At 73.3% G+C, this 24,854-nt stretch carries 19 protein-coding genes and 2 tRNA genes; 10 read left to right on the forward strand and 11 right to left on the reverse strand.

Annotated features, from left to right (window positions below; translation table 11 throughout):
- The first annotated feature begins 59 nt into the window (after nt 1-59).
- From O0S08_RS25105 to O0S08_RS25115, 3 genes are all read left to right on the forward strand, one after another.
- On the forward strand, nt 60-2,093 hold the full coding sequence (locus tag O0S08_RS25105) for a RecQ family ATP-dependent DNA helicase (RefSeq protein WP_269041780.1): 2,034 nt from the start codon (nt 60-62) through the stop codon (nt 2,091-2,093).
- Between the two features lie 489 nt (nt 2,094-2,582).
- Entirely contained in the window at nt 2,583-2,882 is a 300-nt protein-coding gene (locus O0S08_RS25110; RefSeq protein WP_269041781.1) for a GIY-YIG nuclease family protein, read from the forward strand.
- Between the two features lie 36 nt (nt 2,883-2,918).
- Nucleotides 2,919-3,542, forward strand: coding sequence for a histidine phosphatase family protein (locus tag O0S08_RS25115; RefSeq protein WP_269041782.1), 624 nt, complete (start codon nt 2,919-2,921; stop codon nt 3,540-3,542).
- Between the two features lie 51 nt (nt 3,543-3,593).
- Here O0S08_RS25115 and O0S08_RS25120 read toward each other — a convergent pair whose 3' ends face one another.
- Entirely contained in the window at nt 3,594-4,847 is a 1,254-nt protein-coding gene (locus tag O0S08_RS25120) for a WD40 repeat domain-containing protein (protein WP_269041783.1), read from the reverse strand.
- Between the two features lie 19 nt (nt 4,848-4,866).
- Nucleotides 4,867-5,970, reverse strand: coding sequence for a hypothetical protein (locus O0S08_RS25125; protein WP_269041784.1), 1,104 nt, complete (start codon nt 5,968-5,970; stop codon nt 4,867-4,869).
- Between the two features lie 253 nt (nt 5,971-6,223).
- Here O0S08_RS25125 and O0S08_RS25130 point away from each other — a divergent pair, with 253 nt between their 5' ends.
- Entirely contained in the window at nt 6,224-7,012 is a 789-nt protein-coding gene (locus tag O0S08_RS25130; protein ID WP_269041785.1) for a BtpA/SgcQ family protein, read from the forward strand.
- Between the two features lie 23 nt (nt 7,013-7,035).
- Here O0S08_RS25130 and O0S08_RS25135 read toward each other — a convergent pair.
- The 5 genes from O0S08_RS25135 to O0S08_RS25155 form a co-directional block, all read right to left on the reverse strand.
- A tRNA-Arg gene (locus O0S08_RS25135) sits at nt 7,036-7,109 on the reverse strand.
- 52 nt (nt 7,110-7,161) lie between these two features.
- A tRNA-Pro gene (locus O0S08_RS25140) sits at nt 7,162-7,238 on the reverse strand.
- An 815-nt stretch (nt 7,239-8,053) separates the two neighbouring features.
- Nucleotides 8,054-8,707, reverse strand: a complete 654-nt coding sequence (locus O0S08_RS25145) for a non-canonical purine NTP pyrophosphatase (RefSeq protein ID WP_269041786.1) — start codon at nt 8,705-8,707, stop codon at nt 8,054-8,056.
- A 32-nt stretch (nt 8,708-8,739) separates the two neighbouring features.
- A complete protein-coding gene (rph, locus tag O0S08_RS25150; protein ID WP_269041787.1) occupies nt 8,740-9,486 on the reverse strand; it encodes a ribonuclease PH in 747 nt (248 codons plus the stop codon).
- Nucleotides 9,487-9,673: 187 nt separating this feature from the next.
- Nucleotides 9,674-9,937, reverse strand: a complete 264-nt coding sequence (locus tag O0S08_RS25155) for a hypothetical protein (RefSeq protein WP_267684249.1) — start codon at nt 9,935-9,937, stop codon at nt 9,674-9,676.
- Nucleotides 9,938-10,219: 282 nt separating this feature from the next.
- Between O0S08_RS25155 and O0S08_RS25160 the strand changes: the two genes are divergently transcribed.
- The 4 genes from O0S08_RS25160 to O0S08_RS25175 all read left to right on the forward strand — a co-directional run bounded on the left by O0S08_RS25160 (nt 10,220) and on the right by O0S08_RS25175 (nt 16,300).
- Nucleotides 10,220-12,292: a 3-hydroxyacyl-CoA dehydrogenase/enoyl-CoA hydratase family protein gene (locus O0S08_RS25160; RefSeq protein ID WP_269041789.1), complete on the forward strand. Its 2,073-nt coding sequence runs from the start codon at nt 10,220-10,222 to the stop codon at nt 12,290-12,292.
- Between the two features lie 400 nt (nt 12,293-12,692).
- Nucleotides 12,693-14,750: a TonB-dependent receptor gene (locus O0S08_RS25165; protein ID WP_269041790.1), complete on the forward strand. Its 2,058-nt coding sequence runs from the start codon at nt 12,693-12,695 to the stop codon at nt 14,748-14,750.
- 4 nt (nt 14,751-14,754) lie between these two features.
- Entirely contained in the window at nt 14,755-15,516 is a 762-nt protein-coding gene (locus O0S08_RS25170) for a hypothetical protein (RefSeq protein ID WP_269041791.1), read from the forward strand.
- A 16-nt stretch (nt 15,517-15,532) separates the two neighbouring features.
- Complete coding sequence (locus O0S08_RS25175) at nt 15,533-16,300, forward strand: hypothetical protein (RefSeq protein WP_269041792.1); 768 nt, start codon at nt 15,533-15,535, stop codon at nt 16,298-16,300.
- A gap of 403 nt (nt 16,301-16,703) precedes the next feature.
- Here the strand turns inward: O0S08_RS25175 and O0S08_RS25180 are convergent, their stop codons facing one another.
- A complete protein-coding gene (locus O0S08_RS25180) occupies nt 16,704-17,708 on the reverse strand; it encodes a hypothetical protein (protein ID WP_269041793.1) in 1,005 nt (334 codons plus the stop codon).
- 171 nt (nt 17,709-17,879) lie between these two features.
- Between O0S08_RS25180 and O0S08_RS25185 the strand changes: the two genes are divergently transcribed.
- Nucleotides 17,880-18,374, forward strand: coding sequence for a hypothetical protein (locus O0S08_RS25185; protein ID WP_269041794.1), 495 nt, complete (start codon nt 17,880-17,882; stop codon nt 18,372-18,374).
- An 82-nt stretch (nt 18,375-18,456) separates the two neighbouring features.
- Here the strand turns inward: O0S08_RS25185 and O0S08_RS25190 are convergent, their stop codons facing one another.
- Complete coding sequence (locus O0S08_RS25190) at nt 18,457-19,521, reverse strand: saccharopine dehydrogenase family protein (RefSeq protein ID WP_269041795.1); 1,065 nt, start codon at nt 19,519-19,521, stop codon at nt 18,457-18,459.
- Between the two features lie 90 nt (nt 19,522-19,611).
- On the opposite strand from O0S08_RS25190, the gene O0S08_RS25195 reads away from it, so the two are divergent.
- Nucleotides 19,612-21,447, forward strand: coding sequence for an STAS domain-containing protein (locus O0S08_RS25195; protein WP_269041796.1), 1,836 nt, complete (start codon nt 19,612-19,614; stop codon nt 21,445-21,447).
- A 356-nt stretch (nt 21,448-21,803) separates the two neighbouring features.
- On the opposite strand, the gene O0S08_RS25200 is transcribed toward O0S08_RS25195, so the two are convergent.
- Nucleotides 21,804-23,012 (reverse strand): tetratricopeptide repeat protein, encoded by a 1,209-nt coding sequence (locus tag O0S08_RS25200; RefSeq protein WP_269041797.1) that lies wholly within the window; start codon nt 23,010-23,012, stop codon nt 21,804-21,806.
- A 162-nt stretch (nt 23,013-23,174) separates the two neighbouring features.
- Nucleotides 23,175-24,728, reverse strand: coding sequence for a DUF4215 domain-containing protein (locus O0S08_RS25205; RefSeq protein ID WP_269041798.1), 1,554 nt, complete (start codon nt 24,726-24,728; stop codon nt 23,175-23,177).
- Between the last annotated feature and the right edge of the window lie 126 nt (nt 24,729-24,854).

The following is a 24,854-nucleotide window of genomic DNA, read 5'->3' on the forward strand; positions in this document are numbered from 1 at the left end:
GCCGCTGCCCGCGCGATCGTGCTTGCGCGTGCGCGCGCGAGCGCCCACCCTGTCGGCCCGTGACCTCTCCCGGCGCCCACGAGCACGACGCGACGGTTCGGCCTGCCGGCCCTGCGGCGGCGCGTCCGGAGCTCGCGCAGGCGGACGGGCCGGACTTCCTCGGCGCTCTGCAGCGGCTCGGCTACCAGTCTTTTCGGCCAGGTCAGGCCGAGGCGATCGAGGTCCTCATGCAGCGGCGGCGGCTGCTGCTCGTCGCACCCACCGGCGGCGGCAAGAGCCTCACCTTTCAGCTGCCGGCCAGCGCCTTGCCGGGCACCACCATCGTCCTCTCGCCGCTGATCGCCCTCATGGCCGACCAGGTGCGGGCCCTCGAGGCGCGCGGCGTCACTGCCACCTTCCTCGCCAGCACCCTGCCCGGGCCCGAGATCGGCGCCCGCCTCGGGGCCATGGCGCGCGGCCACTACAAGCTCGTCTACGTCGCCCCCGAGCGGCTCGGCGCGCCCGCCTTCCGCGAGATCTGCCGCAAGATCCCGATCCCGCTGATCGCCGTCGACGAGGCCCACTGCATCAGCGAGTGGGGTCACGACTTCCGCCCGGAGTACCTGCAGATCGGCGAGCTCCTGGCCGACCTCCCGCGGGCGCGCGTGCTCGCCTGCACCGCCACCGCCACCCCCGTCGTGCGCGACGAGATCCTGTCGCGGCTCGGCCTGCCGGCCGACACCCCGCAGATCGTCCGCGGCTTCGCCCGCCCCAACCTCGCCCTGCACGTCGCCGAGGAGGAGGACCGCCGCGCGCGCGAGCGCCTGATCGACCGCACGATCGAGGCCGCGCTCGGCCGCGCCCCGGGGACCCGTCCTTCTGGACAGGGCGCCGGGGACATGTCCTCCGGGACAGCCATCATCTACGCCCCCACCCGCAAGGTCACCGAGCAGGAGTCGGTCCGCCTGGTCGCCCGCGGCTGGCGGGCCGAGGCCTACCACGCCGGCATGGAGGGCCCGCAGCGGGAGAAGGTCCAGGCCCGCTTCTCGCGCGGCGAGCTCGACGTCGTCGTCGCCACCAACGCCTTCGGCATGGGCATCGACCGCGCCGACGTGCGCGCGGTGATCCACCTGGCCCCGCCGGGCTCGATCGAGGCCTACTACCAGGAGGTCGGGCGGGCCGGCCGCGACGGCCGCGACGCGCTCGGCCTGCTGTTGATCGCCCCGGGCGACCTGCCGCTGCGGCGGCGGCTGATCGAGCGCGGCGGCGGCGACGACAGCCCGCCGGAGCCCGCCGTCGTCGAGCACAAGTGGAACACCTTCCTCGAGCTGATGCGCTGGGCCGAGGGCGGCTCCTGCCGGCACGACGCGATCCTCCGCCACTTCGGCGACGAGGGCGAGGCGCTGGGCGGCTGCGGCCGCTGCGACGTCTGCCGCCAGCTCTCGGCCGAGGCCGACGACGATCCCGAGGCCACCACCCTCATCGTCCGCAAGGCGCTCAGCGCGGTCGCCCGGATCCACCGCCGCTTCGGCCTGCAGGCCGCGGTCAGCCTGCTGCGCGGCGCCGCCGACGAACGGCTCGAGCGCACCGGCCTCGTCCACACCCCCACCTTCGGCGCCCTGCGCGAGCACGACGCCGCCTGGCTGCTCCGCCTGCTGCGCCGCTGCGTCGTCGCCGGCTGGGTCGACTTCACCGGCGACGACCGCCCCGTCGTCGTCCTCACCGACATCGGCCGCCGGGTCATGCGCGGCGAGCTGCCGGCCCGCCTGCTGCTGCCGCCGCGCGTCCGCCCTGCCTCCAAGGACATGCTCCCGGGGACAGGTCCCGGAGGACCTGCCCCGAAAGGCAGCTCGCGCGCCCGCGAGGCCGAGCCCGAGGCCGTGCTCGACGCCGGCGCGCTGGCGCTGTTCGAGCGGCTCCGCGCCCACCGCATGCAGGTCGCCAGCCGCGAGGGCGTCCCGCCCTACGTGGTCGCCAGCGACCGCAGCCTGCGCGACCTCGCGCTGCTGCGCCCGCGCACCCGCGACCAGCTGCTCCTCGCCCACGGGATCGGCCCGGCCAAGGCCGACAAGTACGGCGCCGGCCTGCTCGAGGTGATCGCCGCAGCCGGCTGAGCCCCGCGGCGCGCCCAATACCAGCACCCACCGATCCGTCGCCGCCCCGGCTCCGCGCATCACGTCCCTCGCCGCGCTGCACCGTGCAAGGGTGCTCGCACCTGCTCCGTCCTCCGCTTGCCCCGCGCCGGATGGCGGCAGACCGGCCAACCGCCCTCGCGGTGCGGCCTCGCCGGCGCTCCCGCGCCGAGAGCCGGCGCTCCCGCGCCGAGAGCTCGTCGCTCGCGCAAGCTCGTCGTCCGCCCTCGCCCCGCGACCGCGCCGGCGCTCCAGCGCGGGAAGCCCGTGTCGCCGGCGCCGCGCGGCTGCGCCGGCGCTCCACGCGGGAAGATCGTGATCGCCCGCGACCGCCCGCGCCTGCGCGCGGAAGATCGCGTCGCTGTCGGCGCGCGGCCTCGCCGGAGCGCCGCGATCGTCCCGAGCGGGCGACCCGCGGCACGGTTCCTCCCGCCGCGCGCGCCGGCGCGTTCGCGAGTATCGTCGGCCCGCGTGACGGAGCGCCGCTACACCGTCTACCTCCTCCGCTGCGCCGACGGCTCGCTCTACGCCGGCATCACCGACGACCTCGATCGGCGGCTCGCGGCGCACAACGCCGGCAAGGGCGCCAAGTACACCCGCGCGCGGCTCCCGGTCATCCTCGCGTGGAAGCGCGGGCAGCAGCTGCCGCGGCACGCCCGGCAGCTTGAGTACGCGCTCAAGGCCCTCCGGCGGGCCGACAAGGAGCGCCTCGTCGCCGGTGACCTCGCGCTTTGGCGGCGGCTGCGGCGGCTCGCTGTGACTCCTTTGTGAGCACCGCGTCCCCGTGTTACAAGCGCCGCCGCGCCCATGAGCCTCGAAGTCGTCCACAGCCGGGTCATCCTCGTCCGGCACGGCCACTACGAGCGGATCGGCGACGAGGGCGACACCGTCTGGGGTCTCACCCCGCTGGGCCGGCGGCAGGCCGTGCGCACCGGTCGGCGCCTCGCGCAGATCCTCGACGCCGCCCAGGGCCGGTTCGAGGGCCTGTTCTCGAGCCCCTGGCCGCGCGCGCTGCAGACCGCCGAGATCGCCGCGCACGAGCTCCACATCGACCGGATCAAGGTCAAGCCGTACCTGCACGAGGTCCTGCCGATCGTCGACGCCAACCGGGTCGCCGAGTTCGGCGTCCACCCCGGCCTGCCGTTCACCAGCCCCGAGGATCGGGCGCTGACCGTCAAGCAGGTCGAGAAGGTCCGCGACCGCTTCTTCCGCACCCCGAAGCAGACCAATTTTGCGGTCATCTTCACCCACGGCAACCTGATCCGCTACCTCGTCGCCCACACCCTGCGCCTCCCCTACGAGGCCTGGAGCCGCTTCGACTGCTCGCACTGCGGGATCACCGAGCTGCGGATCTACCAGGAAGACTTCGAGGCGCTGATCAACTACAACGACACCGGCCACCTGCCGCCGTCGCTGATCACGACCGCCTGAGCGAGCCTGTCCGGGAGGACATGCCCGTTCGAGCATGTCCTCAGAGCCCGCTCATTCCTCGACCAGCCGGCTCAGCACCACTGCTCCGGCAGCGAACGTCGCGTGCTCGCGGGTCACCGGGTGGAACGCCTGCGGCGCCAGCCCCGGCGCCGCCAGCAGCCGCTCGCCCGTAGCGACGTCCCACACGCTCGTCCCCTCGGCCGCGACCACGATCAGGTGCCGGTCGAACACGAAGCGCCCGCGCGGCGGCCCGGCGAACCACCGCAGCCGCGCGCCGGTCTCGACGTCGAACACCAGCGCTGCGTCGACCATCGCCTCGTCGTCGAAGCCGAAGCCCCACACCACCAGCGTCCGGTCGTCGACGAAGCAGCGCGGCGCGTCCCAGAAGTAGTTGACCAGGCGGAGGTCGAGCAGCGACGGCCCGTCTTCGGTCTCCCACGGGTTCTCGTGCCGCCACCGCTGCAAGTCCATGCGTCGCAGGAACCCGCACGGGTGCCACACCCAGCCGTCGTCGACCAGCCAGCGACCGTCCGGCGACACGCTGAGCCCCGCGTGGAAGTAATCGAGCGCGTGCTCCGGCCGCCCGCCCGCGCCCTCGCTCGCCGTACGCGGCGTCAGCAGCTCGCCCGTCGCGGGATCCGACACATCCAGGCGATTCCACTCGGTCGCGTGGACGAGCGCCCCGTCGGCCGCGAACACGCACGCGAAGTCGTACTGCGAGACGTGATACCTGCCGCGATCGAGCCGCATCGTGATCGCCCCGCTCGCCACCTCGAGCACCACGCCGTACTGGCCGCGACGCTCGACCACCGCCGCGAAGCGCCCGTCCGGCGCCACCTCGATCCGCAAGTCTTCGCCCTCGAGCTGCCCGGCGAGCGCACACACCCGGATCATGCGACCCCCGTCCGGCTCGACGTCGACCCGCCACAGCGCCCCGTCCTGCACCACCAACCAGGCGCTGCGGTCGCCGTCCACCAGCGCCGCCGCGGCAGCGCTCGTCGCCCCGGCGAGCCCGGGCACCTGCACCTCCGTCTGCCGGAACGCCAGCGACGACGCCCGCACGCGCACCTCCGGTCGCCCGCGGAGGCCCCCCCACGAGAGGACGTACTGCTCCCGGTCGCGCACGCACGACTCGCACACGGTCACCAGCGGCGGCGCCTCGACGTCGCCGCACGCGCTGCAGACCACCCAGTACTCGGTCCCCGCGCCGGTGAAGCGGCTCAGGAAACTCAGGTCCTCGTCCTGCGCCAGGTGGACGCAGATCCGCCCCTCGGCGCCGCCCTCGTGTCCGCACGTCCGCTGCACCGACCGACGATAGTCCCGCCTAGAAGTGGTAGTCGAGCCGGTACGGCACGCAGGCCAGCATCTCCGGGTTGTCGACCTTGATCCACACCTTGGCCGAGTCGTCGAGCCCCGTGCAGTTCAGCCCCGGCGACACCGTCCCCAGCCCGCAGCAGCCTTTCTGGCCCATCGGCGCGGTGTCGGGCGTGTCGTTGGCCCCGCACGTCACCGACGTCGTGCCGTTGTCGCACTGCAGGTACACACACAACCTGCCGGCGTCGTTCTCGGCCACCAGGGTGCGCGACGGGTCGACCATGTTGAGGAACGCGTCGACCCCGTTGAACGTGAACCAGTCGACGTCGGCGGCGCCCTTGATCGTCCCGCACGCGAACGACCCACTGGCGTCGGCGTCGGTGATCTCGCCCAGGCTGTGCGCGGTCGCCTGCGTCTCGTGCGGCTCGGAGCCGTAGTCCTCGCACGCGTCGGTCACCTCCTTGCACGCCTGGCAGCTCGCGTCGGAGTGGCAGAAGTTCGTCCCCATCGGCCCGCACGGGCTGTGCATCGGCTTGGCCGTGAACACCGGCTCGCCGGCCATGCAGGTGTCGATCGTGCAGTCGTTGTCGTCGTTCGGCAGATCGTCGTCGGCCGGCGTGTACTCCACCTGTCCCTGAAGACAGCCCGCCAGCTTGCAGTCACCCGTCGCCTGCGCCGGCGGATCGTCGGTCGGGATCTCCTTGGTCCCCCCGCCGCCGTCGCATACGGTCGCCCGGCAGTCCCCCGGCAGATCGTCGACGGGTGTCCCTTCGGCCAGGTTCATCGTCCCGCACATCCCCGCCTCGCAGGTCGGCGCCTGGCACGTCGGCGCCTGGCAGTCGTCCGCCGTCTCGCACTCCGCCGGCGCGCCCGTGGTCGGCGTCGTCGTCGTCGGCGTCGACATCGTCGTCGTCGTCGTCGTCCCGCCCGTCGTCGGCTCCGGCTCACTCGTCGTCGTCGTCGTCGGCGCCGTCGTCATCGACGCCCCGCCGGTGTCGGTCGACGCCTCCGTCGTCCCCTCGCTGACCCCGCCCGTGCTCGTCCCTGGCCCGCTGTCGCCGCAACCCCAGAGCCCGAGCGCCGCCACCACCGCGATCGTCCACGTCCCCCGCATACCGACCCCTCCTGCGTCCCACGCTATCGCCCTGGCGTGTGCGCCTGAAGTGCGGGCGATCACCGCCGGCCGGCGGCAGCCGCGATCGCGGCCGCGTGCGCTCGCCCGATCGCGGCCCCGCCCGACCCGGTTCCAACCTCCCCGCGACGCGACTCTGTCTCCAACTCCGCAGCGCAGCCCGCTGCGCACGCGCACGATCGTCGCCGTCGCTGCGACACGCTCGCGCTTCGAGATCGCTGCTACCTTCGCCGCCATGCGCAGCCTCGTCGGCGTCTTGCACCTCCCGCCGCTCCCCGGCAGCCCGCGCAGCAGCGAGCCCGTCGCCGCGCTCGCCCGCGCAGTCGCCCGCGACGCCCGGGCCCTCGCCGCCGCCGGCTTCGACCTCGCCGTCGTCGAGAACTTCGGCGACGTCCCCTTCTTCAAGGGACATGTCCCTCCGGTCACGATCGCCGGCATCACCGCCTGCGCCCTCGCCGTGCGCGACGCCTGCCCCGACCTCGCCCTCGGCATCAACGTCCTGCGCAACGACGGCCTCGCCGCCGTCGCCATCGCCGTCGCCGTCGCCGCCGAGTGCGTGCGGATCAACGTGCTCTCGGGCGCCCGCGTCACCGATCAGGGCCTCGTCGAGGGTCAGGCCGCCGAGGTCCTCCGCCTGCGCCGCGAGCTCGGCCGGCCCGATCTCCAGATCTGGGCCGACGTCGCCGTCAAGCACTCGGCCCCCCTGGCCGCGCGCGACCTCGCCGACGAGACCCGCGACCTCGTCCAGCGCAGCCTCGCCGACGCCGTCCTCGTCACCGGCAGCGGCACCGGCGAGGCCGTCGACCCCGAGCACCTGCGACGCGTCCGGGCGGCCGCCGGCGGCGTCCCGCTCTACGTCGCCAGCGGCGCCACCGAGGCCGCCCTGCCGGTCCTCGCGGGCCTGTCCGACGGCATCATCGTCGGCAGCGCCCTGCGGGCCGACGGCCGCGCCGGCGGCCCCGTCGACCCCGAGCGCGCCCGTCGCTTCGCCGCCGCTTACCGGGCCGCCCAGGCCCGCGCCTGACCCACGGCCGGGCGCGGACACGACGCGCCCACCAGGATTCGAACCTGGGACCCTCGGCTTAGAAGGCCGATGCTCTATCCAACTGAGCTATGGGCGCCGGGCCTGGGAAGGCCGTGGAACCGGCCCCGAAGGGCCGATAAACGAGAAATTGGTCGGGGCGAGAGGATTCGAACCTCCGGCATCCTGCACCCAAAGCAGGCGCGCTACCAGACTGCGCTACGCCCCGAGCGGCCCCGGACCATACACGACCCCCGGGCCGCGATCCAGCGCTCCGAACCACCGTCCGCCGACCTCTGCGCCGCGGACCTTCGCCGATCGTCCTCCGCCCGCCGCGCCCGCTCGCCTGCGACCCCCACCGTCTCGCCAGGCCGCCTCCCTCGTCTGCGTGAGGGCGACCCGGCCGCGGCAGATCCGCGGCGATCGCTTGCGAGGCGAGGCAGCGTCGCCGCCGCACGGGTCCGCCCGTGCGAGCGCCGCACGCTCGCAGCACTCGCCGCCTCTGTCCGCCCGTGCGAGCCCACCGAACCGTCCCGGGCGACTCTCGCCGCGCTGAGCCTTTCCGCAGCGCTCGTCCGCCCGCGCGATCGACCAGGCCCGGAAGCTCTCACCCCACTCTTCTTCAGCACGAGCACTTGCCGCCTCTCGCCCGCCCGCGTGATCGGCCGGACTCTCCGGGAGCTTCCCCGCACTCGACCCCCAGCGCTCGCCGCCTCTCGCCGCGCGGGCGACCGGGCTCTCCGGGAGCTGCCTCTCACCCGAGCGACCGGACGCCGAGAGCTCTCCCGCGCTCGACCTCGGCGCTCGCCCGACGGCGAACCCGAGCGACATCACCTTGCGTCGCCGCAACGTTCGCTACGACCCTCCCCCGGCTGCGGTGTGCTGGGGAAGTTCGCCACTTCATCGCGATCGGATCCGCTGGCCAGGCGCGACAAGGGCGCGGGCCACGAGTGAACCGACGAGCCACGCAGCGCCCCCCCCTCACTCCGCAGCGTCGCTACCCGCTGCGGCGCAGCAGCTCAACAAACATCACTGCTCGCGGCCTCAGCCGGCCAGCACCGTCGGCAGCGCCGCCAGCAGCTGGGCAGTCGCCCGCCCGCGGTGGGACTGCGCGTTCTTCTCCGCCGGCGGCAGCTCGGCCGACGAGCGGGCGCTGCCGTCCGGCCAGAAGTACGGGTCGTAGCCGAACCCCCCGGAGCCGCGGGGCGTCGTCCGCACCTCGCCGTCCCAGCGGCCCGTGAACAGGCGCACCGCCCCGTCCGCCTCCGGCAGCGCCGCCCCATCGACCCGCGTCAGCGCCAGCACGCACAGGTAATGCGCCGGCGAGCGCTCCAGCCCGCGCGCGCGCAGCTCCGCCACCAGGCGGGCGTTGTTCGCCGCGTCGTCCGCCTGCGGCCCTGCGAAGTAGGCCGAATCGACCCCTGGCGCCCCGTCCAGCGCCGCCACGCAGATCCCCGAGTCGTCGGCCAGCACCAGGGTCGACCCCGGCTCGCCGCGGCTGCGCAGCCACTCTGCGATCCCCAGCGCCTTGAGCCGCGCGTGCGCCTCGAAGCTGCCCTGGTCCTCCGCGATCGCCGGCGCCGGCCCGAGCGAGCGGGCCGAGCAGACCGACAGCGGCAGGCCGGCCGCGCGCACGATCGCCGCCAGCTCCGTCACCTTGTGCGGGTTCCCGGTCGCCAGCACCAGCCTTCGGGACATGTCCGAACCTTCCTGCGCGATCATCTACGAACTCACGATCCTGCCTGTTCAGCCACCTTCGCCAGCGCCGCGTGCTGGCCGGCGAACAGCGAGGCGATGCCTGACTCGGCCAGGTCGAGCATGCGCGACAACGTCGGCCGGTCGAACCCGCCGCGCTCGCCGGTGCCCTGGATCTCGACCAGCCCGCCGCGCTCGAGCATCACCACGTTGCAGTCGACCACTGCCTGGCTGTCCTCCACGTAAGCCAGGTCGAGCATCGGCACCTCCGCGTCGGCGGCGGGCAGCGGGCACACCCCGACCGAGACCGCCGCCACCAGCGCCCGCACCGGGTCGGCGGTCAGCACTCCTTCGCGCTGCAGCGCCCGCACGGCCAGCGCCAGCGCCACCATCCCGCCGGTGATCGCCGCTGTCCGGGTCCCGCCGTCGGCCTCGATCACGTCGCAGTCGACCGTCAGCGCCACCGGCCCTTGCGGACCAACCAGCTTCTCGAGGTCGATCGCCGCCCGCAGCGAGCGGCCGATGAGCCGCTGGATCTCCTTCGCGCGGCCGTCGGGCTCGCGTCGACCGCGGGGCCTGACCGCGCCGGGGAGCATCGCGTACTCGGCGGTCACCCAGCCGCCCTGGGTCAGCCAGCCGGGCGGCTTGGCCTCGCGGCTGGCGGTGCAGATCACCCGCGTGCGGCCGGTCGCCACCAGCACCGAGCCGAGGGCCGAGCCGATGAAGCCGGGCTCGAGGGAGAAGGGACGTAATTGGTCGAGGGCGCGGCCGTCGTGGCGCATGTCTCACCCTAGCAAAACCGTGGGGTGCTTCGCCTGTGCAGGCCCGTGATGCGCCGTGCGAGGGAGCACCGACGACTGTCCGGCGCCTGGAGAAAACAGGCCCTTAAAAACAAGGCCCTTAAAAAACAAGGCGAGGTGCCATCCTGGCGCCTCGCCGTGTCTTGCTTGGTGGCTGAGAAGAGGCTGATTACTTGCCGGCCTCGGGAGCGGGCGCCGGAGCGGCAGCGCCACCGGGGGCCGGGGCGGCCGGATCGGCCGGCTTGGCGTCCTCGGGCTTGGCCTCCGGCTTCGCCTCGACGGGCTTCGGGGTCTCGACCGTCTTCGTGGTCTCGGTCTTGGTCTCGACCTTCTTCTCTTCCTTCTTCTCTTCCTTCTTGGCGTCCCCGCCGCAAGCCGGGAGGGACAGGGACATCGCGGCGAGGGCCGCAAGGACGATCTTGGTGTGCTTCATGGCGGTTCTCCTACGTGCCTTGATCGTGGGTTCGATCGAGTCGTGAACGGCACTGTAGTCCGATCGCCGCCAATTCGGCAACGATCGAGAGAAAACCGCGGCGCCTGGCGCGCAAGCGGGCGAACACCCGCTATATAGAAGATCCGAGGGCACAGGCCTGGATGGCCGCGAAGCGGGCGGCAGATGGCACATGACGGCGAATACACAATTCGTCCGGGGCGTGGGAAACCTCAACCTAAACCGCGCTCGGGCCGTCGCCGACGCCTTTTATGCTCCCGGCCCATGGAAAACGCGCGCGATCCCTCGGTAGCAGCCATCTTTCAGCCTGACGGGGGTCCGCCGCGGGCCCTGCTCGTCGCCGGCTGCTGCGGCAACGTCGGTTTCGGCAAGCTCGGACAGCTCGCGCGCATCCTCGCTCGCCACGGCGTCCCTGTCATCGCCCTCGATCTGTCGCCCGCCGTCGAGCAGGTCGCGGCCAGGCTCGCCGAGCAGTTCGCCCCGCGCGTCGCCCCGGCCGAGATCGAGGCCATCACCAGGGCCATCATCCCGATCCGCGGCGGCATCGCCGACATCCCGGCCGACCTCAAGATCGGCCTCGTGTTCGAGGCCGTGCCCGAGCGCCTCGACATCAAGAAGCCGCTCTACGCCGCGATCCGGGCCCGCGATCCCGAGGCCCTGATCTTCTCGGCCACCAGCGGCTTCACCACCCGGCACCTCTTCGACGGCCTCCCGGGCGCCGATCGCTGCGGCGTCCTGCACCCGTTCTTCCCGCACCTCACCAACAAGCTGTGGGAGCTGCCCGAGCAGGGCGCGGTGACCAGCCCGGCCACGCTCAAGCAGATCCGGGCCTTCTTGGGCCGCGCCGGCATGACCCTGATCTCGGTCGGCGACGTGCCGAGCTTCGCCGCCGATCGCCTGTTCTGCGGGATGATGCTCGAGGCCGTGCGGATCCACGAGAGCACCGGCCTCAGCCCGGCGCAGATCGACGACGCCTGCAAGCAGTTGCTCGGCACCTCGCCGTTCTTCGTCCACAACCTGATCCGCGGCGCCAACGGCCTGTCGGCCCACTGCATGGAGCTCATGCGCGAGGAGGTCGACAGCACCCTCTACGCCATCCCCGACGCCTGGCAGCCGTACATCGCCGACCCCGGCAAGCAGTGGCCCTACGAGCGCGGCCAGAAGTGCCCGCCCGAGGGCGTCGCCACCGTCCGCGCGCGCATGTTCGGCATGTTGTTCGCCCTCACCGCGCGCATGCTCGCCCACGGCATCGTCACCGCCGACGCCCTCAACTACCTCGCCGAAAAAGCGCTCGCCTTCCGCGAGGGTCCGCCGGCGCTGATCGCCGCCCTCGGCCTCGAGCAGGCCGCCGAGCTGACGCGCGCCTTCCTCGTCGAGCAGCGGATCACCCGCGCCGACGAGGTCGCTCCTCTCGACGTGTTCTCGCGGACAGGTCGCGGAGAACATGTCGGATGGGACAGCATCTACGTCGGCCGCAGCGTCAGCGGCGGCGTCGGCCTGGTCTCGCTCAAGCGCTCGACCCTCGGCCACACCTTGCTGGCCGAGTTCGGGCGGGCCGTCGACGCCCTGCAGGCCGACCCGGCCGTCGAGGCGATCGTCGTCGCCCCTGACGGCCTCTACAACCGCGACTTCGGCCACGGCGCCGACATCGGCGCGTTCGTCCCCGTCCTCGGCAAGCGGGACGCCGCCCTCGCCCTGATCCAGGGCTGGAAGGCCGCCCTGGCCAAGCTGCGGGCCGGCAAGCCCACCGTCGCCGCGATCGTCGGCCGCGCGCTCGGCGGCGGCATGGAGCTGGCCAGCTCGTGCCACGCGCGGATCGCCGGCGAGGGCGCGGTGATCGCCCAGCCCGAGCCGACCGTCGGCGTCATCCCCGGCCTCGGCGGCTGCCACCTGCTCCACCGCAGCAGCGCCCCCGAGCACTACGCCGCCCTCAACGAGCTGCTGCTGACCGGCAAGAGCATCAACGCCGCCCGCGCGCGCGAGCTCGGCCTCGTCAGCTCGGTCGTCCCCGTCCGCGACCTCCCGCGCGCCAGCGGCGAGTACGCCCTCGCCCTGGCCCGAGGGACAGCTCCGCTCCCGCCGTTCCGCACCGGCCCCGCCGAGGTCCAGGTCGACCGCGGCGTCGATCCCCGCAACGAGCAGGGCGTCGTCCTCGACGCCGAGCTGCGGGACCTCCTCGCCCGCACGATCGAGGACACAGGCGCCCTCGACGTCGCCGCCGCCGGCGCGCTCGAGGAGCAGCGCGCCGCCGACAGCCTGTGCCAGTCGGCCGCCCGCGTCGGCGTCACCGCCATGAGCCGCGGCAAGCCGCCCGTGTTCGAGCACCCGCTCGCCTGAGCCCTCGCGAGGCGCGAAAAACCTCGCGCCTCGCCTCTCCGTGCCCGCCTGCACCTCGGCCGCGTCGGCATCACCGCAGTGAGCCGATGGCGGGCCGCCCGCATGAACCCGGGAGGCGCGAGACCTCGCGCCCTTCGTCGCGGATCGTCCGCTGCACCTCCGCGAGGCAGCCGCAGCCGCGTCGATGCACCTCGCCGAGCTGCGCCTCGACGCGAAGCGTCGCCGCGAATCACTCGCACCGGTCGCTCCGCGATCGCGTGCACATGCACCCGGCGCCCATGCACCGCGTGCGCAGACGGGCAGCCCGCGCGCCCGCGAGCGCGGGCCCGCCGGCGCACGGCCTCGAGCCCGCCTTCGCCTCGATCCGCCGCGCGTCGCCTCGCGTATCCTCGCCCGACGCGTGCGCCGACCGAGCGAGCCCTTGCTGCGCGCCTTTGCGCTCCTCGCCGTGCTGGCGGCCCCTGCGGGCGCAGCGGCGCATGATGTCCCGAAGGACAGGCGGTACGCCACCGTCGTCGTCAGCGACCGCAGCCCTCGCACCGCCTCGCAGCGGACGGTAGGACCGGCGGAGATCGCCGCCAGCCCGCGGCGGCGCAGCGCCGACGATCTCCTGCGGCTCGTGCCCGGCGTCCTCCTGATCCAGCACGGCGCCGAGGGCAAGGGCCAGCAGATGTTCATGCGCGGCTTCGACGCCGCGCACGGCGCCGACATCGAGATCAAGGTCGCCGGCGTCACCGTCAACGAGCTGTCCAACATCCACGGCCAGGGCTACGTCGACCTCGGCTTCGTCATCCCCGAGGTCGTCCGCCGCGTCACCGCCAACAAGGGCCCCTTCCTGCTCGACCAGGGCAACTTCGCCAACGCCGGCACGATCCGCTTCGACCTCGGCGTCGACCCCGACGCGCGCGGCAGCCGGGTCAGCTACGAGTTCGGCAGCACCCTGCGTCACCGCGGCGTGTTCGTACATGCCCCGAAGAACATGGCCAAAGAGACATTCTTCGCCGTCGAGGCCATGACCGACAGGGGCTTCGCCGCCGCGCGCGGGGCCCAGCGCGCCACCTTCCTCGGCCAGATCCGCCTGCTCGACAGCAAGACCCACGGCGCCCTCGACCTGACCGCCGGCGTCTACGCCGCCAAGTTCGACGCCCCCGGCGCGGTGCGGGCCGACGACGTCGCCAGCGGCCGCGTCGACTTCGACGGCGTCTACCGCGACGACGGCGGCGGCCGCTCGAACCGCCTCTTCACCGCCCTGCGCCACCAGCTCGACCTCGGCGTCGGCAAGCTCGAGCAGCGGCTCCACGGTCAGCTGCGCGCCCTCGATCTCGTCGAGGACTTCACCGGCTACCTCCTCGATCCGATAGCCGGCGATCGTCGCAACCAGCGCCACCGCTTCGCCAGCCTCGGCTATCAGCTCGAGTATCGGCGCCCGCTCCACCGCACCGTCGAGCTGCTGGCCGGCGGCGCCTGGCAGGGCGACCTCGTCCGTCAGCACGACGTCCGCGTCGACGTCCGCCACGAGGTCGTCAGCCGCAACTGGGACCTCGGGGCCGGCCAGCACCAGGCGCACGCCCGCGCCGGCATCCGCTGGCGACCCGTCGATCGCTTCGTCCTCGAGGCCGGCGCGCGCCTCGACCTCATGGCCTACGACGTCCGCGATCGCATCGACCCCGATCGCCACGCCCGCAAGGTCCTCGCCCTGCCCTCGCCGCGGATCAACGCCAGCGTCCGCCTCGCCCCGTTCGCCACCCTCTTCTTCGCCTACGGCCGCGGCCTGCGGGCGCCCGAGGCCCGGGCAGTGCTCGGCGGCGCCGCAGTGCCCGAGGACACCGCCCTCGATCGCTACCGCGGCGGCCCGGCGCGGATCGTCGCCTCCGACAGCGTCGAGGTCGGCACCCGGTTTCAGCACCGCGAGCTCGTCAGCGCCGGCCTCGCGCTGTTCGGCACCTGGATCGACCGCGAGCTCGTCTTCGATCACGTGTCCGCGGTCAACATCGAGCTCAACCGCACGCGCCGGCTCGGCCTCGACTTCGACCTCGCGGTCTGGCCGCGGCGGTGGTTGCAGCTGCGCCAGGACGTGAGCCTCGTGCAGGCGCGCTTCGTCGAATCCGGCGCCCCGGTCCCGCTCGCCCCGCCGTTCATGTCGGCGACCGGCCTCACCCTCGTGCACCCCTCGGGCTTCCGCGCCGGCGCGCGCTTCCTCGTCGTCGGCAGCCGCGCCCTCCCGCACGGCGCCCGCACCTCGGCCTACGCCCTCCTCGACCTCAGCCTCGGCTACCGTGTCGGTCCCCTGCAGCTCGACCTCCAGATCGACAACGTCACCAACGCCCACTGGAAGGAGGGCGAGTACCACTACGCCTCGTGGTGGGACCGCAGCGAGCCGCGCAGCACCATCCCCACCCTCCACTTCCTCGCCGGCCCGCCGCTGACCGCCCGGATCGGCGCCACCCTGTGGTTGTGACGTCATGAAAGAACCTGTCCTTTCAGTCCTGTCCCTTGCGACCTGTCTCTCGATCGCCTGCGCGCCCAGCCAGGAGGCCACCCGGGTCGAGCTCGCGGTCGCGGTCGACGGCGGCCAGCTCGTCGACGCGCCCACCGACCTCGGCTGGACCATCCACCTCGACGCGGCGCGCGTCGCCACCGGCGACCTCGAATTCACGATCCAGGGCGAGATGCACGCCCTCGCGCGCCTGTGGGATCTGCTCGTCCCGCCGGCGATCGCCCACCCCGGCCACTACGCCGGCGGCGACGTCACCGGCGCCTTGCCGGGCAGCTTCGTGCTCGACTGGATCGCCGGCGACGGCGTCGAGCTCGGGCGGGCCGAGCTGCTCACCGGCAACTACCACGGCTGCAACATCGCCTTCCGTCGCGCCGACGAGCTCCCGGCCGACGACCCGCTCGCCGGCCACACCGCGCAGTTCGCCGGCACCGCCACCAAGGACGGCCAGGAGCTCGCCTTCACCGCCATCCTCGATCTCGACGTCGGCGCCTCGGTCATCGGCGCCCCGTTCGACCTCGACGTCGACGAGGCCAGCGACGACACCCTCGGCGTCCAGCTGCGGCTGCACGACGACGTCAGCGGCGCCGCCCTGTTCGACGGGGTCGACTTCGCCGCCCTCGATCCGGGCGACGGCAGCCCCGTGACCATCGGCCCCGGCGACCCCGCGCACAACCTCGTCCGGCGCGCCTTACAGTCCCACGTGTTCTACACTGTCGCTCCCCTCTGACCCTCGAGGACCTCTCATGCGCATCGCCCTGCTCCCGCTCCTGCTCGCCTGCGCCTGTACGGCCGCCGCCGAGCGCACCTACGAAGCCTCCGTCTACGGCGAGGAATTCATCGAAGAGGGCATCCCCGCCGCGATCTTCTCCGACGGCTGGTCCGTCAGCTTCGACAAGTTCCTCGTCAGCGTCGGCGACATCACCGTCGCCGACCAGCCGCTCGGCGACGAGGGCGCCTACTGGATCTTCGACCTCGCCCAGGCCAGCGACGGCGCCGGCTTCCCGATCGCCGAGGGCACGATCGCCGCCGAGGACGCGCACGCCGGTTACGTCCTCGGCCCGGGCGTCGACCCGGTGGCCGGCAACGCCACCGCCGACGACGTCGCCCTGATGAAGCAGGGCGGCCACTCGATCTACGTCGAGGGCACCGCCACCCGCGGCGGCGAGGAGCTCACCTTCATCTGGGGCTTCAACACCCGCACCCGCTACAGCGACTGCGAGCTGGTCGGCTCGACCGACGTCCAGCTCACCATCCACGCCGACCACCTCTTCTACGACGACCTGTTCTCGGAGAACCCCAAGGTCGCCTTCGACCTGATCGCCGCCAGCGACGACGGCGACGGCGAGCTGACCGCCGACGACCTCCGGCAGGTCGACATCACCACCCAGGAGCGCTACCAGGTCGGCGACCTGACGAACGTCACCGACCTGTGGTCGTTCGTCGAGCAGCTCACCGCCACCCTCGGCCACATCAACGGCGAGGGCCACTGCGTCGCCCTCCGCACCGACTGACGCGCCCCGCTCGCCCGCCCTCGTCGACCGCCGCTCTTCGGGGCATGTCCTGGAGGACATGCCCATCAGAGCGTGCTCGTTCGACCATGTCGGGACCGCCGGTCCATCGCAGACCCCGGCCGTTCGCGCGGCGCCGGGCCGAGCCGCCCGCCGCGCCTCGTGGGAATGTCTCGTGAGACATGCCCATCAAAACATGCTCTAATGAACATGTCCTCGAGGACATGCAGCCACGGCCGCCCGGGTCCTACGGGACCGCTCGACTCGCGCCGCCATGGGCGCCGTAGCTCGGCGGCGTACTTCGGCGCCCTCACACCCAGCCGGGGACGCGCACGCGCCGGGCCGTCACGTCGTGCCAGCGGGCGCCGCCATGGGCGCCGTAGCTCGGCGGCGTACTTCGGCGCCCTCACACCCAGCCGGGGACGCGCATGCGCCGGGCCGTCGCGTCGTGCCAGCGGAACGTCGCCGGGCACGGCGCCAGGCCGATCGCCAGGTGCGACGCCACGTTGTGCAGCCACCACCACAGCGGCCGCTCGACCTGCGGCGGCGGCGACGATGGGCCGGCCTCGGCCGTCCGGTTGAGGCGCGCGCTGGTCCAGTCGTGGAACGCCACCGCCGCGCGCCCGCGGGTGAGCGCCAGCAGCGGGTGGGCGACCGCGTTGTGCAGCAGCCACCAGCCCTGGTGCCCCAGGCGCGCGGCCAGGCGCGCCCCCCCGGTGCGAGAGCCGGTCCAGCGGGCGATCCGCTGGTGATAGCGATCTTCGGCCGTGCGCGCGACCGGCTCCGACCGCCGACCCGACGCCAGCCCTTCCGCCGTGATCGGCGGCGCCTCGTCGATCTCGAGCGCCTTCACGGCCCAGTCCGGCCAGACGCGATCGTTCGGCTGACGGACCCACCGCACCGGGTTGATCCCGGGCACGAACGGCAGGCGCTCGACCTGGTCGGGCGGCACGTGTTGCTCGTACCACCAGCCGCCGACCAGCGCGTCGCGCCCCTCGATCCGCAGCACCACGTAGCCGGCGATCGGCTGGTCCAGCCAGCGGAAGGACGCCACGTACTGCTCCCCGTCCCAGCGCCAGTCCTCGAAGACCCCGGTGAGCTCGTGGTCGCCGCGGTAGCAGTAGACCGTCCGGGCCGCGCTGCCGCGGGCGTCTATGAAGTACGTCGAGCCCTGGCCCTCGGACACCCACACCCCGTGCAGGAACGCGAGCGCCATCTCTCGCCCCGCCGCCCGCTGCACCACCCCCAGCTGCATTCGATGCGAGGCCCAGCGTTCGCCCCGCTGCAGCACGGAGGTGTCGTCCTCGTCGTCCCAGAAGCGCATGACCCGTCGGCATCCTAGCGCGCCCGAGGGCCCGCCGTGAAGGCCCCAGCGCCCGCCGAACAGCTCCGCCAGGCCGTTCGTCGCCATTCGGGTGTCCCTATGGTCATGTCCGATAGAACATGTCGGCCATCGCCGACGAGCGCCCCGGCGTCCGCGTCGCGCTCATCGTCGTGGGCGCGCCTGCGCCCCCGATGCGCCCCGAGACCCGCCGGCGCGCCGGGACGTGCACGGCCGGCACGGCCAGGCTAGGCTGCCGTCATGTTCGCCCGCCCCGTCCTCGCGCTCGCGGCTCTCCTCCTGGCGTCACCGGGCTGCGGCCCCGAGATCGAGCAGCTCCCACCGAGCGGCATCTACCGCATGACGGCCGTCACCCTCGCTAACGACTGCCACCCGACGCTCGACGACGACCACATGGGGGAGGAGGTCGTCCAGGTCACTGCCGAGTGGATCAAGGTGCCCCACGTCGACCCCCTCGGCCTCTCCCTCGCCAGCTACGCCTTCACGCAGGTCAACCGCGACCCCGAGGCCGGCGAGTACGCCCACGAGTGGCCAGGGAGCGGATGCAGGCGCCTCGAGCGGCTCGAAGTCGAGCCTGTCGACGCCGACACCGTGCGCAGCCGGATCACCGACGAATGGCGCGACGACGGCAGCTGCGCCTGGGCCGGCGAGGCCTGCACCGTCGTCCGCGACTACACCTACGAGCTCGTCGAGGCGTGCGACGACTGCGAGTTCCCGCTGCACCTGGACCAGTGAGCCATTCCTGGCCATTCGGACATGCTCGATCGGGCATGCCCCAACCACCATGCCCATCGGGACATGCCCGAACGAACATGCCCTAAGCGCCAGCCGTGTCCGGCACCGTCAGCGAGCAGCCGGGCAGCGTAGCGACCAGGCCGCTGCCGAACGCCGTCGCCGGCGTGTGGTAACCGGCCGCGGGCGGCTCGGCGAGCATGCGGCGGACGATCGCCAGCGACGCGATCACCGTGAACTTGTAGCCCTCGAGGGCGCGCACGCGGCCCTCCACGGCCCGGCCGTCGGGCGCCTCGACGCGGCCCCAGATCTCGCTCGAGCCGGCCTCCCGCACCCGCTCGCTGGGCCCGGTGACCCGGCGATCGACGACCGCCTGCAGCACCTTGATCACCGCCTTGCGGCGCAGCAGCGGGCCCAGCAGACGGAGCAGCCGCAGCCCGCGGATCTGCGCCCTCGGGAAGCTCATCCACGTGGTGATGTTCTCGATCCCGGTCGACGCGTACGCGGTCGACAGATCGCCCCACGGCACCGCCACCACCAAACGCTCGCGCCCGCCGAGGCGGACGGTGCGAGTGCGGGAGCCGGTGGCGATCGGCACCAGGCGGCCGCCCTCGCGCACGGCGCCGCCCTCGCCGAGGTGCTCGACCATGGTTTTGGTGGTGCCACGGCTGAGCTCGCCGAGCGCGAGGATCGCCAGCTCCAGCCGGGTGGCCTCCGGGAGCGCCTCGGCCAGGGCTTTCGCCAGGCAGTCCGAGGGCACCACGTCGAAGCCGACGCCGGGCATGAGGACCACGCCGCGTTCGCGGGCGGTCGCGTCGAGCGCCCGGCAGGCCTCGAACACGGGGATCTCGCCGGTGATGTCGAGATAATGAATTTTGCTTTCGAGACAGGCCGCGACCATCGGCGCGCTGGTCCGCGAGAACGGCCCGGCGGCGTGGAGCACCAGGGCGGCCCCCGCGATCCCGCGGCGGATCGCGGCCGGATCGTCGAGCGCGAACACCCGCGCTTCGAGCCCGAGTTCACCGGCGAGGCGCCCGACCGCCGTCGCGTCGCGGCCCGCCAGAATCGGGCGTAAACCCTCGGAGACCGCCTGACGGGCGATGAGATCGCCGGTGTAGCCGTTCGCGCCGTACAGCACCCATTCGCGCATGCCCGGCGCTATAGCGCGGGTGCGGGCGTCGCCGCCACAGAAAGCGCTTGTACTCGGCGGCCGCTCGGCTCATCGTCTCTAGCGGCTCTCATGATCCCAGACCCGCGCGCCGAAGCAGGTTTCCACGGCCCCCAGGGCGTGGAACTGGCCACGACCTTCGCCCGGGCCCTCCTCGCCCTCGTCGAGGCCGACACCGACGACGCCGTCCTGCGCGCGGTGGCCTCCGCGGTGAGCAGCTACGGCCCGTCGCTGATCCGCTTTTACACCCTGCGCGACGACCCGGGCGACCTCGGCTCGCACGACCCGCGCTTCATCGATCGGAGCGGCCCGCGCCCGGCCCAGACCGACGCGAGCGTGCCGACCCACGCCGAGCTGTCGAGCGTGTGGCAAGCCGGCATCTGCCCGGCCACCGACCCGCTGCTCGGCCGGCCCTTCGCGCTCGCCGACCACCCCGTGCTGGCCCGCTGGCTGGCCGCGCCGCGGCAGGCGCTGGTGCTGCACGACCTCTCGGCCGATCCGCGTCCGGCCGCGCATCCGAGCGAGCGCAGCGCCCAGGCGCTGGTCGTCCTGCCGCTCACCACCGGCGGCCCCGACGCGCGCTGGCCCGGCGTGCTGGTGCTGTCGTGGAAGATCGTCCACATCCCGAGCCCGCGCGAGCGGCTCGTCTACGACATGCTCGGCGCCGCCGTCGCCTCGCTGCTGGTCGCCCGTGACGCCCTGCGCGACCACCAGCGCGCGATCGACGAGGCCAACACGATGTACGTGGCCGCGCTCGCGCTGGCCGAGGCCGGCGACCTCGACGAGACCCTCGCCGCCCTCGCCGAGCCGGCGCAGGCGATCGAGGCCTCGAGCGCCACCCTGTGGCTGCGCGACCCGGCCGACCCCACGCGCCTGGCCCTGCGCGCCGGCGGCGAGCTGGCCACGCGCCCGCTCGCCGACCTGGCTGGCCTTTTCGCCAGGCCCAATGAGCCATGGCTGTTCGAACAGGTCCGTTCGGACACCCCCACCGAGATCGAGCCCGGCGCGCCGACCCCCCGGCTGTCCGAGCCCGCGGGCCCCGACGGCGCCGCGCACGGCGCCACCCTGCTGTTGCCGCTGGCCTGGGGCGGGCGTGAGGTCGCCCTGCTCGAGCTCGGTTGGTCTTCGCCGCGCCCGCTGCCGACCGCCCTGCGCCGCCTCTACGCCGCCCTCGCCGGCCCCGCCGCGGTCAGCCTGGCCGGCCGGGCCCTCCTGGCCGAGGCCGCCGCCGCCGCCCCCACGGGCGACATGGGCGACCTGGAAGCCCTCCCCGTCGCCGCCGTCGTCGGCACCGGCGAGGACCTGCGCGGCAACGGTCGCTGGACCGCTCTCGGCCTCACCGGCGGGGCCCACCTCCCGGTCGCGTGCGCCCTCGCCGACGCAGTCACTGCGGGCGCCGAGCTGCGGCGCGACCTCGTCGGTGAGCCCGCCCTCGCCGTCTTCGCCGCCCCGCTCGCCGGTGTCCCCGGCCAGGCGGTGGGCGTCCTGCTCGACACCTCCGACGACGCCCGCGCCGAGCGGCAGCGCCTCGAGGCCCGCGACGTCCTGCTCGAGCGTCAGGGCAGCCTGCTGGCCCGCCGCGCCGTCCCGCTCCTGGCGATCGTCGACGAGCTGTCGGTCGTCCCCGTCACCGGCGCCCTCGACGACGCCCGCGCCCAGCAGCTCCTCGAAGTCGCCGCCGACGTCCCCCGCGGCCCGCGGACCCTGATCCTCGACTTCACGGGCGTCACCGGCGTCGACCCGGCCACCGCCACGGTCGTCCACGAGGCCGCCCGCAGCCTCATCGCCCGCGGCGCCAGCGTCATCTTCTCGGCCGCCCCGGCGACCCTCGCCGACGCCCTCGCCGGCGAGCACATCGACGCTCTCGGCGACGCCCTCGCCAGCGCCCTCGTCAACCCGCGCGCCTGACAGCCCGCCCCGTCTGGGTCGACGGCCGAAGGTGCCGACGCCGCAGCGCCTGTCGCCGACGGGCGCTCGCCGACGCCGCGGCGTCCGTCTCCGATGGGCCCGCCGGGGCCGCGCCTGCAGACGGCGCAGCACCCATTCGCAACGGCGCGAATCGTGACCGCGGGACGGTTCGCGCTCGCGGCGACGGCGTCGCCTCACCACGAGCGCCCCGGCTCGTTCATGGCGTCGCGTCCGACTCGCGCCAGGCGGGCTTCATCCGCGGCGCTGGATGCCGCGACACCGCGGCGCCGCCACGAGCTTCGGCGCGCGCGAGGACACGAAAATCACCGCATGTCCTTTCAGACATGCGACGAGTCTCACTGAGCGCGGAGCCGCTGCAGCATGTCGCAGCCGTGCGCTTCGCCGAGCTCGCAGGCCTTCTCGGCCAGCCGTCGCCCCTGGTCGCGGTCGACCGTCACGCCGCCGTGGCCGTCGAGGCGGGCCGCCGCGAGGTTGCTGCACGCGCGGGCGCCACCCGCGTCGCAGGCTTTCTGAAGGGTCCGCACCCCGCGCTCCGGCTCCGGCGCGACGCCCTGACCGAGGATGAGCATGATGCCGAGGTCCGAGCAGGCGTCGAGCCCGCCGAACTCGCAGCTCGTGCCCATCAGCTCGATCGCCCGCTCGAGGTTCTCCGTCACGCCGCGTCCCTGGGCGTACAGCCCCCCGAGGAACGCGCAGGCGTCCGAGGCTCCCGCGGTGCAGCCGCGCTCGTAGTATTTGGCCGCCAGCGCCGGGTCTGCCGGTCCGGCGACCCCTTTCTCGTGGGCCTGGCCGAGGTTCGCGCACGCCTGCCCGCTGCCGCCGGTGCAGCCGAGTTCGAACAACGTCATCGCCTTCGGATAATCGAGAGGCACCCCGGTGCCGGTGCCGTACAGCGTCCCGAGGTTCGAGCAGCCGCTCGCGTCGCCGCCGTCGCACGCGACCGTGAACGCGGCCAGCGCCCGCGCCGGGTCCGAAGCCACCCCGTCGCCGCCGTTCAGCAACACCGCCCCGAAGTTGGCGCAGGCCGCAGGCAAGCGCGCGTCGCAACCGCGTCGAAACAACGCCAGGGCCGCCGCCAGATCGCGCGGCCCGTGCTTGCCGGCCATGCGCCACAAGCCGAGGTCGTTGCACGACGCAGCGTTTCCGGCGTCGCAGTTGGTGCGGAGCGCCGCGGCAGCGCGCTCCGGGTCGCCCGGCGACACCGCCTTGGCCAGCGCCTCGCAGCCGCGCGCCTCCCCGCGCTCACACAGTTCGACGCAGGCGGCCGGGTCGCGCTCGCTGCACTCCGCGACCGGCGGCGGCGTGCTCCGGCCTTCGGGGCGACAGCCCGCCGCGATCGCTACCATCGCTACCATCCACAGGAATCGAGCGCGGACCATGAGCGGGCGCGAGGCTACCACGCCGGCTCGCCGGCGGGTGAACTCGAGCTCGAACAGGTCGAGCTCGACCGCGGCGTCGACGAGCGCCGGGCGAGCGGCTCGTGGGCCGCCCGTCCTGCACGCCGGCGCACTCCCGGCCCGCTGCCGGATGCTCGGCGAGAACACCCGGCAGTACGGCCTCGTGCGTCACGACCCGACCGTCCGGCGCTCGCCGGCGACGAGCCGCGACCTCGCGCGGCCCCGCGCCGGGTATCCTCTCGAGCATGTCCTCACAAACATGTCCTCAAGAACATTCCCTTGAAGACATGTCCCATCGCGCTGCTCGGATCAGCGCACGTAGATCGTGTAGCGCCAGCCCGGCACCTCGATCGCCTCGATGTTGCCCGCCTTGCAGCACGTCCCCTGGTCGTTCCAGTTGGCCCAGTTGCTGAAGATCGACGCCTGGCGGTCGTAGCCCCACAGCATGATCTGCTCGTCGTAGCCGAGGCCCACGTGGGGGAAGTCGTCGCCGTCGCCGGTGCGGAGCAGGCGGGTGTTGCCGGTCGGCACGATGTCGAACTCGCCGACCTCCACGCCCTCGCCGCAGAAGCCGTCGAGGTAGCACACCCCGGCCAGGCCGGTCGGCGACTCGAGGCGGCCGTAGCGGGCCACGTCGCTGTTGCTCGTGGGCGCCCAGCCGAACACCACCTCGGTGAAGTCGCCCAGGTTCAGGCCCTCGGTGAGGACCGCCGGGCTGTTCGAGTTCGGCAGCACCGGCGCGGCCGGGCCGTTGTTCATCAGGCTGTCGAGCATCACCTGCGCCGCCGCCTCGCCGATCGGCTTGTCCATCATGTTGTACACGGCCTGCCAGCCGCCGCCGTTGAACGTCATCTCGCAGAACACCTGCGTCGGAGGCAGCGGGCCGTCCTGGCCGTCGGGGTCGATGCTGTAGACCCCGTCCTCCGTCTCGAGCCCGAGGTCGCGGACGTCGCGACAGTGGCGGGGCGACACGCACAGGCTCTCGTGACAGTAGCTCGACATGCAGTCGAGGTTCGACTCGCAGATCTGCTCGTCGAGGCAGCCGAAGCAGTGCAGGCCGCCGCAGTCGACGTCGCTCTCGCCGCCGTTCTGCTCGCCGTCGACGCAGCTGGCGGGCGCGCTGCAGTCGTTCTTGCAGGCGTCGTTGTCGATCTCGTTGCCGTCGTCGCAGGCCTCGACCCCGTCCTGCACGAAGCCGTCGCCGCAGCGGGCCACCTGGCAGTTGTTGAGGCACTCGTTGCCGTTGTCGCCGTCGCCGTCGTCGCAGCTCTCGAAGCTGTCGCGGACGAAGCCGTCGCCGCACTGGGCGACCTCGCAGGTGTCGAGGCAGCCGTCGCTGTTGTCGTCGTCGCCGTCGTCGCACGGCTCCGTGCCGTTGAACACGTAGCCGTCGCCGCAGCTCGCCAGCTGACAGCTGTTGAGGCAGCCGTCGCTGTTGTCGATGTTCATGTCGTCGCACTCTTCGCCGACGCTGACCACCCCGTCGCCGCAGCCCGGGGCCTGGCAGGCGCTCGTGCACGAGTCGCCGTCGTTGGTGTTGCCGTCGTCGCAGCCCTCGCCGGGGCCCTGGAAGCCGTCGCCGCAGGCCACCTTGGTGCACTTCGGGGTGCAGGGGCGATCCGCCCCGTTGTCGGCGCCGTCGTCGCACTCCTCGCCGGCGTCCTGCACGCCGTCGCCGCACGAGGCCGGTCCGCTCTCCGTCACGCTGCCCGTGTCGGTCGGCGCGTCGGTGGTCGCGCCGGTCGAGGTCGAGGTCTCGCTGTCGGTGTCCTTGCCCGGCGAGTCGGAGGTCCCGCACCCGGTCAGGGCGAGGGCCACGGCGGTCGCGCAGAGGGAGATGAGAGCGTGCTTGTGGGGATGCATAGGGGTCCTGCGTGGTACGAGTTCGGTGGCGCGAGCCCCGACCGGCGTGCTTGCCGGCGAGGCGTTCGCGTCGCGTCGCTCAGGGCCGGGCGCGACAGGGGGGACGCGCCGGCGAATTGCCGAAGT

This window comes from Nannocystis punicea (assembly GCF_026965555.1).
GTDB lineage: Bacteria > Myxococcota_A > Polyangia > Nannocystales > Nannocystaceae > Nannocystis > Nannocystis punicea.

Bases quoted from the DNA above. Each gene is read 5' to 3' on its own strand.
- O0S08_RS25195 (WP_269041796.1), top strand. From the start codon at position 19,612: ATGATCCCAGACCCGCGCGCCGAAGCAGGTTTCCACGGCCCCCAGGGC.
- O0S08_RS25145 (WP_269041786.1), bottom strand. From the start codon at position 8,707: ATGTCCCGAAGGCTGGTGCTGGCGACCGGGAACCCGCACAAGGTGACG.
- O0S08_RS25185 (WP_269041794.1), top strand. From the start codon at position 17,880: ATGTTCGCCCGCCCCGTCCTCGCGCTCGCGGCTCTCCTCCTGGCGTCA.
- O0S08_RS25155 (WP_267684249.1), bottom strand. From the start codon at position 9,937: ATGAAGCACACCAAGATCGTCCTTGCGGCCCTCGCCGCGATGTCCCTG.
- O0S08_RS25180 (WP_269041793.1), bottom strand. From the start codon at position 17,708: ATGGCGACGAACGGCCTGGCGGAGCTGTTCGGCGGGCGCTGGGGCCTT.
- O0S08_RS25115 (WP_269041782.1), top strand. From the start codon at position 2,919: ATGAGCCTCGAAGTCGTCCACAGCCGGGTCATCCTCGTCCGGCACGGC.
- rph (WP_269041787.1), bottom strand. From the start codon at position 9,486: ATGCGCCACGACGGCCGCGCCCTCGACCAATTACGTCCCTTCTCCCTC.
- O0S08_RS25190 (WP_269041795.1), bottom strand. From the start codon at position 19,521: ATGCGCGAATGGGTGCTGTACGGCGCGAACGGCTACACCGGCGATCTC.
- O0S08_RS25175 (WP_269041792.1), top strand. From the start codon at position 15,533: ATGCGCATCGCCCTGCTCCCGCTCCTGCTCGCCTGCGCCTGTACGGCC.
- O0S08_RS25170 (WP_269041791.1), top strand. From the start codon at position 14,755: ATGAAAGAACCTGTCCTTTCAGTCCTGTCCCTTGCGACCTGTCTCTCG.
- O0S08_RS25130 (WP_269041785.1), top strand. From the start codon at position 6,224: ATGCGCAGCCTCGTCGGCGTCTTGCACCTCCCGCCGCTCCCCGGCAGC.
- O0S08_RS25160 (WP_269041789.1), top strand. From the start codon at position 10,220: ATGGAAAACGCGCGCGATCCCTCGGTAGCAGCCATCTTTCAGCCTGAC.
- O0S08_RS25125 (WP_269041784.1), bottom strand. From the start codon at position 5,970: ATGCGGGGGACGTGGACGATCGCGGTGGTGGCGGCGCTCGGGCTCTGG.
- O0S08_RS25205 (WP_269041798.1), bottom strand. From the start codon at position 24,728: ATGCATCCCCACAAGCACGCTCTCATCTCCCTCTGCGCGACCGCCGTG.